The 11475-nt window shown below is 65.3% G+C and carries 11 protein-coding genes; 3 read left to right on the top strand and 8 right to left on the bottom strand.

Going from position 1 to position 11475, the window contains the following annotated elements; genetic code table 11:
* Positions 1-10: 10 nt before the first annotated feature.
* From AC1DYJ_RS24920 to AC1DYJ_RS24900, 5 genes are all read right to left on the bottom strand, one after another.
* Positions 11-1096, bottom strand: coding sequence for a CobW family GTP-binding protein (locus AC1DYJ_RS24920; RefSeq protein WP_477285479.1), 1086 nt, complete (start codon positions 1094-1096; stop codon positions 11-13).
* Positions 1083-2747 carry an amidohydrolase gene (locus AC1DYJ_RS24915; RefSeq protein WP_477285481.1) on the bottom strand — a complete coding sequence of 555 codons (1665 nt, stop codon included), beginning with the start codon at positions 2745-2747 and terminating at the stop codon, positions 1083-1085. Before AC1DYJ_RS24915 ends, AC1DYJ_RS24920 begins: the two co-directional genes overlap by 14 nt.
* Before the next feature lie 61 nt (positions 2748-2808).
* On the bottom strand, positions 2809-3582 hold the full coding sequence (locus AC1DYJ_RS24910; RefSeq protein WP_477285483.1) for an SDR family NAD(P)-dependent oxidoreductase: 774 nt from the start codon (positions 3580-3582) through the stop codon (positions 2809-2811).
* Entirely contained in the window at positions 3579-4376 is a 798-nt protein-coding gene (locus AC1DYJ_RS24905) for an SDR family oxidoreductase (RefSeq protein ID WP_477285485.1), read from the bottom strand. Before AC1DYJ_RS24905 ends, AC1DYJ_RS24910 begins: the two co-directional genes overlap by 4 nt.
* Positions 4377-4379: 3 nt before the next feature.
* Entirely contained in the window at positions 4380-5765 is a 1386-nt protein-coding gene (locus AC1DYJ_RS24900; protein WP_477285487.1) for a transaminase, read from the bottom strand.
* A gap of 160 nt (positions 5766-5925) precedes the next feature.
* Between AC1DYJ_RS24900 and AC1DYJ_RS24895 the strand changes: the two genes are divergently transcribed.
* Both AC1DYJ_RS24895 and AC1DYJ_RS24890 read left to right on the top strand, forming a co-directional pair.
* Complete coding sequence (locus AC1DYJ_RS24895) at positions 5926-6672, top strand: IclR family transcriptional regulator (protein ID WP_477285489.1); 747 nt, start codon at positions 5926-5928, stop codon at positions 6670-6672.
* 109 nt (positions 6673-6781) lie between these two features.
* On the top strand, positions 6782-7735 hold the full coding sequence (locus tag AC1DYJ_RS24890) for a helix-turn-helix domain-containing protein (protein WP_477285491.1): 954 nt from the start codon (positions 6782-6784) through the stop codon (positions 7733-7735).
* Between the two features lie 69 nt (positions 7736-7804).
* Here the strand turns inward: AC1DYJ_RS24890 and AC1DYJ_RS24885 are convergent, their stop codons facing one another.
* Positions 7805-8530, bottom strand: coding sequence for an SDR family oxidoreductase (locus AC1DYJ_RS24885; protein ID WP_477285493.1), 726 nt, complete (start codon positions 8528-8530; stop codon positions 7805-7807).
* A 175-nt stretch (positions 8531-8705) separates the two neighbouring features.
* On the opposite strand from AC1DYJ_RS24885, the gene AC1DYJ_RS24880 reads away from it, so the two are divergent.
* On the top strand, positions 8706-9575 hold the full coding sequence (locus AC1DYJ_RS24880; protein WP_477285495.1) for an AraC family transcriptional regulator: 870 nt from the start codon (positions 8706-8708) through the stop codon (positions 9573-9575).
* 24 nt (positions 9576-9599) lie between these two features.
* On the opposite strand, the gene AC1DYJ_RS24875 is transcribed toward AC1DYJ_RS24880, so the two are convergent.
* Both AC1DYJ_RS24875 and AC1DYJ_RS24870 read right to left on the bottom strand, forming a co-directional pair.
* Positions 9600-10574: a branched-chain amino acid ABC transporter permease gene (locus tag AC1DYJ_RS24875; RefSeq protein WP_477285497.1), complete on the bottom strand. Its 975-nt coding sequence runs from the start codon at positions 10572-10574 to the stop codon at positions 9600-9602.
* A gap of 4 nt (positions 10575-10578) precedes the next feature.
* The gene (locus AC1DYJ_RS24870) at positions 10579-11472 is read right to left on the bottom strand and encodes a branched-chain amino acid ABC transporter permease (protein WP_477285499.1); all 894 of its coding nucleotides are present in this window, start codon (positions 11470-11472) and stop codon (positions 10579-10581) included.
* Positions 11473-11475: the final 3 nt, after the last annotated feature.

The following is an 11475-nucleotide window of genomic DNA, read 5'->3' as shown; positions in this document are numbered from 1 at the left end:
GGTTTTCGGTTCAGGCGGCGGCGCGCACCGGCGCGGCGATGCTGGCGGCGTCGATGGCGGCAAACTTCACCAGCGTGCGCGCTATGGTCTCGCGCTCGATGTTGCGCACGATGAACACCAGCCGGGTGCGGCGATCGGCCGATGGCCAACGCTCGAGCCGCGCCGGCGGATGAAACACGTGCTGCACGCCGTGCAGGACAAGCGGCCGCTCCGGCTCGTCGCTGACATGGACGAGGCCTTTGAAGCGCAAAAGATCCTCGCCCTTCAGCGCCGCGACATAGTCGAGCCAGCGGGCGAAGGCGCTCCACTCGACAGGCCTGTCGATGACGAAGCTGAAGGACTGGATACCGTGATGCGCGTCGTGATGATGATCGTGATGATGGCAATCCGGCCCGCAATCATGGTGGCCATGCGTGGCTGCCTCCAGCCGTGCGGCGATGCGTGTCACGTCGGCAGCAGCCTCGGCGGGCAAGCTTGCCAGCAGGTCGAGATTGATCTCGCCGTTCAGGGCAATGGTTTGCCCGACGGTCGGTGCCAGATGCTCCAGCCGGTGCCGCAGGTCGGCAAGCGCACCACCCGCCAAAAGATCGGTTTTGGTGATCAGCAGCCGGTCGGCGACCGCGACTTGCTTGGCCGCTTCCGAGTGGCGCGCAAGTGTCGCCGCGCCGTTGACCGCATCGACCGTGGTGACGACGCCGCCAATGCGAAAGCGGGCCGCAACCTCATTTTCGACCATCAGTGTGTGCAGGATCGGCGCCGGGTCGGCGAGCCCGGTTGTCTCGATGATTACTTTGGATAGTGGCGGCGTCTCACCCGCCTGGCTCTTGCGGTCGAGTTCCTGCAGCGTGGCGATGAGATCGCCGCGCACCGTGCAGCAGACGCAGCCATTGTCGAGCAGCGTGAACTGCTCGTCGCTCGCTTCGATCAAAAGATGATCGAGGCCGACGGCGCCGAACTCGTTGACGATGACGGCAGCGCCCGCCAGCGAGGGCTGGCGCAGCAGGCGGTTGAGCACCGTGGTCTTGCCGCTGCCGAGAAAGCCAGTGAGGATCGTCACCGGGATCCTGCTGTCGCTGCCGGGATCAGGCGCGCTCATAGACCACCCTCCCCTCGAACCAGGTCGTCAGCACTTTGGTGTCGGCGAGATCGTCCGCCGGCGTTTCCAGCACATTGCGGTCGAGCACGATGAGGTCGGCCGACTTGCCGATCTCGATCGAACCGACCGTATCGCCGAGGCCGATGGCGCGGGCGGAGTTGATGGTGAAGATTTTCAGCGCCGTCGCGACATCGATCGCCTGCTCCGGCCAGAGCGCCGCACCCGGGAATTCGCCGCTCGGATTGCGGCGCGTCACCAGCCCCTCAATACCGTCCCAGGGATCGGGGTTGGGCATCACCGGCCAGTCGGACCCGCCCGCGAGCAGCGCGCCAGCCGCAAGCAGATCCTTGTTCGGCCAGAAGCGCAGTGCGCGCGCCTCGCCCATGGTCTGCTTGTGGCCTTCGAGGAAGCTGGTCGGATACCAGAGGAAAGGCGAGAGATCGGCGACGACGCCAAGTTCGGCGAAGCGGGCAATGTCCTCCGGCGCGATGTAGCTCGCATGCGCGATGTGGTGCATCACCTTCGTCGGCCCGTTGAAGGAGCGCACGACATCGATGGCATCGAGCGCCTGGCTGACGGCGGCGTCACCCGCGCAATGGATTTTGACGCCCAGGCCGAGCTTCTCGCATTTACCGACCCAGCGGATCAGCTCCGGGACGGTGACGATGGTCGAACCGCGAAAACAGCAGCCGACCAAAGCGTCCTCGACATAAGGCTCGTGGAAGGCTGCGGTGCGCGCGCCCGGCACGCCGTCGAGGAAGATCTTGACGAAATCGGGCTTGGCGTGAGCGCTGCGATAGTTCTCACGCAAGGCGATCAGTTCGTCGCCGGCAATGCCGAACATGAAGGACGGCTCGACGGCCGGCATCGCCGACACGGACCAGGCGGTGAGTTCGCCGCGGTCGTCGAGGCCTTTCAGCGCCGCCAGCACCGGCTGCATGGCGGCGGCGTCGAGGAAAGCCGTGACGCCATAGGAGTTGAGCGTCGCGATCGAGCGCGCCATCGCCGTGCGGCCCATTTCGTCTGTGTAGTGGCCGGACAGCGCGATGGTACGCTCGATGATGCCGGCCGCGGTCTCGATCATCATGCCGGTCAGTGCACCGGTTGCCGCATCGCGGCCGATCGAGCCCTTCTCCGGATCCGCCGAGGCGGCGGAAAGGCCGGTGAGCGCGAGTGCCGCCGAGTTGACCCAGCGGTTGTGATAGGTGTCGTCGCGCAGCATCACCGGACGTCCGTCGCTTGCGCGGTCGAGCGCCGCCAGCGCCTCCAGCGTGTTCAGCTTCGGCAAGAGATCGCTGCCCCACTGGCCGCCGATGATCCAGGATCCCTTAGGCGCCTTGGCCGCCGCCTCACCGACGCGCGCGATCAGCGTCTCGAAGCTCGATGTCGGCGGGAAGCGCAGTTCGAACAGTTCGGCAATGCCGCCCATCATCAGATGCGCGTGCACGTCGACGATGCCCGGCATCATCATGGCGCCCTTGAGGTCGACGACGCGCGTGGAAGACCCCGTCAGCGCCGCGACATCGGCGCCTTCGCCGACCGCGATGATACGCCCGCCCTTGACCGCGATGGCCGAGGCCCAGGGCCGTTTGCGGTCGAGCGTGTAGATGCGGCCATTGGTGAAGACCAACTCGGCACTTCTGTCAGGCATTCTTTCTCCTCCCATTTCGCTGGCCGGCGCCTCCACGCCAGCCGATAGATTTCAGCTCGCCTCACACCGCCCGGTTCTGCGTTGGCGCGCGGCCGCCGCCATCCGCCACCAGCACCGCGCCGGTGACGAAGGACGCATCGTCCGATGCGAGGAACAGGCAGCACGACGCGATCTCTTGCGGTTCGGCGACACGGCGCAGCGCGATGCGGTTGGTGAGTGCCGAGAATTCTTCCTCCGATGTCGAGCCGTTGGCGGCTGCGGCCACCTTCATCTCGTAGATGCTCATCGGCGTGCGCACCCAGCCGGGCGCCACCGCATTGGCGCGGATGCCATCCTGGCCATGCGCGAAAGCGAGCGAGCGCGTGTAGGAAACCAGTGCCGCCTTGCTGGCCGAATAGGCCGCGTTCTGGCCGCTGGCATTGAAGGCGCCGACCGAGGCGATGTTGACGATCGCGCCGCCGTTTGTCTTCAACAGCGGCAGTGCTGCCCGGCACACCATCATCGCGCCGGTAACGTTGACGGCAAAGCTTTTTGCCCAGGTCTCGTCGCTCAGCGTCTCAGGCTCGTCGAGGATCATCACCCCTGCAGCGTTGACGACGATGTCGAGCCGGCCGGCACAGGCATCGATGGCGCTGGCAATGTCTTTGGCGTTGGTGATATCGCCGCGCACGGCAATGCCGCCGCTTGCGTTCGCCGCCTCGTCCAGAACCTCGCCGCCATGGCCGAACACCACAACCTCTGCACCATGCTGCGCGAACAATTCTGCGGTGGCCCGGCCCATGCCGGTAGCGGCACCGGTGATCAGCGCCTTGCGGCCTTCGAGACGCTGGCTCATGCGAGCCCCCAGTGCCGCTCGACGGCATAGCCCGTCTCCGGCAAGGTCGAGCCGCCGTCAACGACAATGGTCTGGCCGGTCGTGTATTTCGCCTGCTCGGAAGCGAGATAAAGCATGGCATAGGCGATGTCGTCGGCCTCGCCGAGATGGCCCATCGGGATAAACTGGCCGAGACGGCCCGTCACCTCCGGCTTGCTCATCGTGCCGCGACCGGGCTTGGCGATGAAGCCGGGCTCGACGCCGTTGACAGTGATGCCGTCGCGCGCGAACTCGAAGGCCGCGCCCCGGATGAAGGCGTTGACGCCGGCCTTAGCCGCCGAATAGTGCGCGCCGCCCGCCATCGCGACGCGCGCCGACACCGACGACGTCACCAGGATGCGGCCGAAGCCGTGCTTGCGCATTGCAGGCGCCGCCGCCTGCGCCAGCCAGAAACAGGCCTTCAGATTGACCGCCAGCGCCTCTTCGAGCTTGTCCTCGTCGAGCTCCTCGATCGAAGCCCAGGGACAGCCGCCGGCATTGTGAACGACGATGTCGAGCCGGCCGGCCTCATCCACGATGGCGCCGACAAGCTGAAGCAGCGCCGTGCGGTCAAGACTGGGTAACGCCACCGCACGAACTGACAGGCTGAGCGCCGTGAGGTCCGCCGCAAGTGCCTCGGCGACATCGAGCGTGCGGTTGGCGATGATCACCGAAGCGCCGGCCTCTGCGAGGCGTGTGACGATGGCGGCGCCGATGCCACGCCCGCCGCCGGTCACCAGCGCTGTCCTGCCCTTGAGGTCGAACGGGTTCGCCATCGCTCAGACGACGCCGCGAACCAGATCGACGAAGCGGCCGAAGACCTCCGTATGGCGGTCGACATCGGCCGGCGACGTCGCCGGGCACATCAGGAACATGGTGTGGAACGGCGTGACCAGAATGCCTTCGTTCATGTAGAAGGCGTGCAGCAGCGTCTCGAGATCGCCGCGCCGGCCGGCAATGACGTCGGCGCCGCTGCGCGGCGGCTCTCGCATAAACATGATCTCGGCGCGGGCGCCGGTCTGCGTCACATGCCAGGGCAGTTTGTTGGCGCGGATGACGCCCCACGCCGCTTGCGCCAACCGCGTCGCATTGGCGATCATGATTTCGAAATTCGCCGGCGTCAGCACCTCTTCCAGCACGGCGCGCATGGTGGCGATGGTCAGCGCATTGCCGGCGAGCGTGCCGCCAATGCCCAGATGCGCCGACTGGCGCACGCGCGGATTGACCAGCGGCACGATTTTCCACAGTCGCTCGGCGATCTCCTGCGACACGCCGAAGATGCCAGCCGGAATGCCGCCGGCAATCGCCTTGCCTGCGACGAGAATATCGGGCTCCAGCCCGTGCAGCGCCGTGTAGCCGCCGGGGCCGCTGGAGATGGTGTGCGTCTCGTCGATGATCAGCACCGTGCCGGTGCGCCGCGTGATCTCGCGCAACGCCTCGTGGAAACCATCGGCGACCGGGATCATGCCGAAATTGGTCATCAACGGCTCGGTCAACACGCAGGCAACGTCGCCATGCGACAGCGCTTCCTCCAACGCCGCGACATCGTTGAACTCGACCACTCTGGAAACAGTGGAGTGATCGACCCCGTTGGGATGGATCATGTTGCGCATGCCGATCCGGCCGTCGCGGATCTCGACATGCGCCTCCTCGACGCCGCCGTGATAGCAGCCGGAGAAGACCAGCACTTTTGCGCGCCCGGTGATCATACGCGCAATGCGGATGGCGCCGCGATTGGCGTCGGTGGCCGACGTCGTCAGCGTCCAGTAGGGCAGGCCGAAACGGCGCGTCAGCTCGGCGCCCACCCACCGGCTCTCTTCCGTCGGCAACATCATGGTGGTGCCGTTCTGCAGCTGGTGCAGGGCCGCACGCGTCACCGCCTCCGGCGCGTGGCCGCACATGCCGCCCGTGTCGCCAAGCGCGAAATCGACATAGTCGTGGCCGTCAATGTCCCCGATATGCGCGCCGCGCGCCGAGGCGGCATAGACCGGAAAGCCGCCGGCCCAGCGCCGCATCCAGTGCGACGGGCCGCCATAGAGGAAGTGTGTCTTGCCCTCTTCCCACGCCGCCGCCGAACGCGGATGCGTGTCGAGGAACCGCGCCTGCTCGCGATCGAGCAGCTCATCGATTGATGCGGCATGCGCATCGCTTCTGCTGGCAGCCATCACAGTGCTGAACTCTCCCTGGCGCTAGTTTTCGGGGCACAAGACCGCGCCCACATCGGTTCACTATTTGAACCTGTGTTTTGTATGTTATAGACACACTGCAGACAGGAATGAGCGCTGTCAAGTTAATTCACATGCGAAGTATCTCGGAGAATGCGCAATGAGCACGGTGAGCAAGGCGGTGTCGTTGCTGGAGCTGTTCACCCTGACGGAACCCGAGATCGGCCTGTCCGACCTCGCCCGCCGGGCCGGCCTCGACAAGGCCACCGCCAGGCGGCTGCTGATGGCACTCGCCAACCACCGGCTGATCGAGCAGGAGCCGCATAGCCGCCACTACCGGCTGGGCGCCGGCCTGTCGCGGCTGGCCCGCATCCGTGACGCGCATTTTCCTTTCGTGCGGCTGGCAACGCCCATCATCCGCGAGCTGTCACTCGAGACCGGGGAGACGGTGCACCTGACCGAATTCAGCGCCGGCGCGCTGATCACCGTCCATGTCGAGCTGTCGGTCAAAGCCAACCGCGTCAATGTCGATGTCGGCCAGGTGCTGCCGCTGCATGGCACGGCGTCAGGCATCGCCTTCCTCGCGGCGTCGCGGCCCGAAGTGGTCGATGCCTATCTCGAAAAGCCGTTGGAGGCCTTCACGGCGCACACGATGACCCGGCCTGCCGCTCTGTCCAAGGCGGTCGCGCTTGCCGCCTCGCGCGGCTATTCGCGCAGCGCCCAGGGCTATGAGGAAGGCGTGCACAGCGTCGGTGCGGCGATCCTCGGCGGCGACGGCCAGCCGATCGGCACGCTGGCGATCGCCTCGCCCGTCTCGCGCATCGACGATGCGATTGCGGCGAGCCAGGGCGCGGCGGCGATCAGGGCGGCCGGGCAGATTTCGGCGCGATTGACCGGCGAGGCATGACGCAATCTCCGCCGTTGCGGCGAAGATGATTAGCATGTTAACTTCCATGCCAGTTGCACCGGCTCTGGCCTTGCTGCTCAATCCTGCGAAGACAGGAAACGGAATGAAGATGGAGGAGATTATGCACCATGTCAGCGTCGCCGACGGCGAAGCCTTCCTGTCGGCATCGCGGATGCTGTTCGGCCCGATCACGCAGCGCTTTTCGCGCGGCGAAGCGCCGTCGTTGCCCAAACTGGTCTCGGTCAATCTCGGCGCCTGTCGCCTGTCCGAGATCAAGGCCAAGTCGCATCTGGTCGTCAACGACCGCGCCTTCTGGCGCAGCTTCGATCCCGACGCGATCAAGATCCTGATGCAGCTGAAAGGCCGCAGTCGCTTCGAACAGCAACAGGTGGCCGTCGATCTCGGCCCGCGCGCGGCGATCATCTACGATCCGGTGCGCAGCTACTCGCTGCAGAACCTCAGCGATGTCGACCAGCTGATCCTGCAGGTGCCGCGCTCGACCTTCGGCGACGAGACGCTGGCGCGCCTGTCGGCGCCGCTGCCGCTTCCGGGCCAAGACGACAGCCTGACCCATATCGTTTCCGGTCTGATGCAGATGGCGATCGGCGCGGCGCACAAGCTCGACGAGGCCGGCTGTCGCCGTGTCGGCGAAAGCCTGATCCAGCTCGTCAACGGCCTGATCCAGGCCAAGCCGATGGCGCCCGAATTCCGTCGCTCGCCGCTGGAGGCGCTGCGCGAGCGCATCGTCGCCTATATCGACGCCAACCTCGCCCGCAGCACGCTCTCAGCCGAAGACATAGCCCGCCACATGGGCTGCTCGCGCCGCTATCTCCACCGCGCCTTCGAGGGCGAAGGCATGACGCTCGAACGCTTCGTCTGGGACAGGCGGCTGGAGCGCAGCAAGGAAGAGCTGCTCTCGCCAACCCGGGCGTCAGCCTCGATCTCCGAAATCGCCTTTGCCTGCGGGTTCAATTCCAGCGCGCATTTTTCGCGGGCGTTCAAGAGCAAGTACGATGTGGCGCCGCGGGAATTGCGGGAGCGGGTGATGTCGGTGGTGCATTAGGGATATGGCCGTTGCCGGATTTCGAAGAGCGCCGCAGCCCACCGAAATCCGGCATCCGGTAGCAGGTTGCTACATGTTGGCGGCGGTTGGCCGCACGATCACCTCGTTGACATCGACGCCATCGGGTTGATCGAGCGCGAAACGGATGGCGCGCGCGATGGCGTCCGGTGTCAGCGACTTCTGCCGCCACTCTTTCAGCGCTGTGGCAACCTGGGGATCGCTGATATCGTCGCCGAGTTCAGTTGCGGTCACGCCGGGAGAGATGATCGTGGCGCGGATGTCGTCATGCTCCTGCCGCAGCCCCTCGGTTATCGCCCAGACGGCATATTTCGTGCCGCAATAGACCGCCGCGGTGGGCAGCACGATATGCGCGCCGACCGAGGCGACGTTGACGATATGGCCGTTCTTCTGGGCGACGAAGCGCGGCAGCACCGCGGCGATCCCGTTCAGCACACCACCAATGTTGACATTGATCATGCGAGACCACTCATCGCGCTTCAGCGCGGCAAGCGGCGATAGCGGCATGACGCCGGCATTGTTGACCAGCACATCGATCCGCCCGAATTCGGCATGGGCGGCCTCTGCGAAGGCATCGAAGCTTGCCGCATCCGTCACGTCGAGTTCGCGCCATGCGACGCCTTTGCCGATTTCCGCGGCCAGTGCCTTGAGCCGCTCGGTGCGGCGAGCTCCGATGAACAGTCTGGCGCCTGCCGTGGCAAGCTCCCGAACCGTCGCTTCGCCGATACCGCTCGAGGCGCCGGTGATGAGTACAACCTTGTCTTTAAGTCCCGTCATGATCGTTCCTTTTTCGCTGCGGTGACGGGGAGATAGATGGCGGCGAACCGGCAAAGGGCGGTAGCGCGATCGTCCAAAGAGTTTGCACGATCCTCCAAATGAGTGCGAAATGGCTTGCAACATTTCTCGCCGTGGAGATTTATGCGGCATGGAGAAAATCAACGAACTCGCCGAAATGATCGCGCGCTTTGCGCCGAATTCGGGCATGGCCGGTACCAAAGTGCCGCGGCTGACGCTCATTCGCGCCAATCAGCCCAGCGCGCCTATCCCCGCGGTCTATGAGGCGTCTCTTTGCATAATCGCCCAGGGATCGAAGCGTGTCTCGCTGGCCGACCAGAGTGTGGTCTACGACGCAGCGAGCTATTTGCTCGTCTCGGTCGACCTGCCCCTGGTCGGGCATGTTCTGGAGGCGAGCCCGGCGGCGCCCTACCTTTGCTGCAAGATCGATTTTGACAGCGCGGCACTGGCCGAGCTGCTGGTGAAGGAAGGGCGTGCTGCCCCCGGCAGGGACCTGCCGGTGCTGGCAACCTATCCAAGCGACCCCGACCTGATCGATGCGGCCTGCCGGCTAGTCAGGCTGCTCGACCGGCCCGAGAGCATTGCGGTTCTGGCGCCACTGATCGAGCGTGAGATTCTATACCGTTTGCTCACAGGACCGCACGGCGCGAAGCTGCGCCAGATGGCGTCCGTGGACAGCCACCTCAACCAGGTCAGCCGCGCCATCGCCAAGATCCGCAATCATTACCAGGCGCAGTTGCGGATCGACGAGATCGCCGCCGCATCGGGCATGAGCCCGTCATCGCTTCATGCCCACTTCAAGGCGATCACCCGCATGACCCCGCTCGAATACCAGAAGCAGCTCCGCCTGCAGGAGGCACGACGGATCATGCTTGTCGACGGGGCAAGCGCAGGCACGGCCGGCTTCGCGGTAGGCTATGACAGCCCGTCGCAGTTCAGCCGCGAATATCGCCGCCTGTTCGGCGCGCCGCCTCGCAAAGACATTGACCGCCTCCAGGCGGTGCCCGGTTCGGCTGCTGCCTATTGAGCCTTAGCGACAGCCTGAGGCAGATCAGGCGCCGGCCGCCCTTGCCCTGCCCGCAAAACTCCGCATCAGCCCCTTCGGCAAAAACAGCATCGCCAGGATGATGGTCAGGCCTGAAATCACCGGGTGGTAATCCGGCACGACGATCTTGGCGAGGTCGAACACCGCATACATCACCAGTGCGCCGAGGATGGGGCCAAGCACGGTGCCGGTGCCGCCGACGACCGTCATCATCAGCGGCAACAGCATCCAGTCGAGGTCGAAGACGGAGTCAGGCCCGACATGGAAGATGTAGAAAGTGTAGAGGCTGCCGGCGACGCCGGCGATGAAGGCGCTGCCGGCGAAGGCGGCGACCTTGACCTTCAGCACGTCGATGCCGTTGGCCGACGCCGCCATCTCGTCGTCGCGCACGGCGATTAGCGCCAGGCCATAGCGCGAGCGCATCAGCGTGCGGATGGCGAGCGCGGTGGCGACCATCAGACCAAGGGCGACCCAGTAATGCGGGCGCAGGGTGTCGAAGGTGCTGGCCGGTGCGACGATGCCGAAGGCGCCGCCGGTAAAATCGCCGCCATTGACGAAGAGCACCTTGACGATCTCGCCGAAGCCGAGCGTGCCCAGCGCGAAATAGTCGCCGCGCAGTTTGGACAGCAGCGGAAAGCCGATGATGGCCGCGGCAACCGCCGCGACCACGCCGCCCAGCGCCATCGTCACCGGATCGAAATAGTAGATGCCGGGATGGCTGTCATAGAGCGAGCCCCAGAGATAGTTGCCACTCCACAGGATAGCGGTGGTGTAGGCGCCAAGCCCGAAGAAGGCATGGCTGCCGAGGCTGATCTGGCCGCCGAAGCCGGCGACCAGATTCCAGCTCTGCGCCATGATGGCGTAGAGAAAGACGAAGAACAGGAAGGAGAAGGCGTAGGCGTCGACGGCGCCTGGCAGGAACGGCACCAGCGCAAGCGCGGCGACGACAACGACGGCAATCCATGGCAAGGCTCGGTTCATGCTCTCAAGCCTTCTTGTAGGGGCGGCTGAACAGGCCTTCCGGCTTGAACATCAGCACCAGCAGAAACACGCCGTAGGCGATCGCATTCGTCCAGCCGCCGGAGATGAAGAACTGCACATAGGCCTCGATCAGGCCGAGCAGGATGCCGCCGGCGAGTGCGCCGCTGACATTGCCGATGCCGCCCAGCGCCAGCGCCACCAGCGCCTTCAGGCTGAAGATGAACCCGGCGAACGGGTTGAACGGAAAGGTTGTCGCCACCGCGACGCCGGCGGCCCCGGCCAGCGAAATGCCGATGGCAAAGGCAATGGCATTGACGCGGTGAGGACTGATGCCCATCAGCGTCGCCGCATCCATGTCTTCCGAAGCGGCGCGCACCGCCTTGCCGATAATGGTCTTGCGCAGGAACAGCACCACCAGCCCGGTGCCGGCCAGCGCAATCAGGAAACCCATCGAGCGGGTGAACGAGGTGCGCACGCCGAGCAGCTCAATGCCTGTCGCGGTATAGGAGGTGACCACGGCAGCGGTGTTGCCGCCCCACACAACCGTCATCAGGTTCTGCACCAGAAACATCAGGCCGACGGCGATCAGCAGCGAAACGTTGCGGTCGGCCTCAGCGGCGGCCTTGCGGAACAGGCCCTGATAGAGCAGCCAGCCGACGCCGAGCCCGACCGGCACGACGATGACGAGCGACAGGAACGGATCGATGCCGAGACCGTAAAACAGCGCCCGCACGAAATAGGCGGCAAGGATGATCATCGCGCCCTGCGCCAGAAAGATCAACCGCATGGTGCCGAAGATGAGGCTCAAGCCCACCGCGGCGACGCCATACATGGCGCCGCCCAGTGCGCCGTTGAGCGAGAGTTGGAGCAGTATGTCGGGGGACGGAATGCTAGACATCAT

The organism is Mesorhizobium sp. P2_B11, from assembly GCF_056404855.1.
Note: the sequence above shows the minus strand (reverse complement) of the source record. Positions and strands in the feature narration are given on the sequence as shown.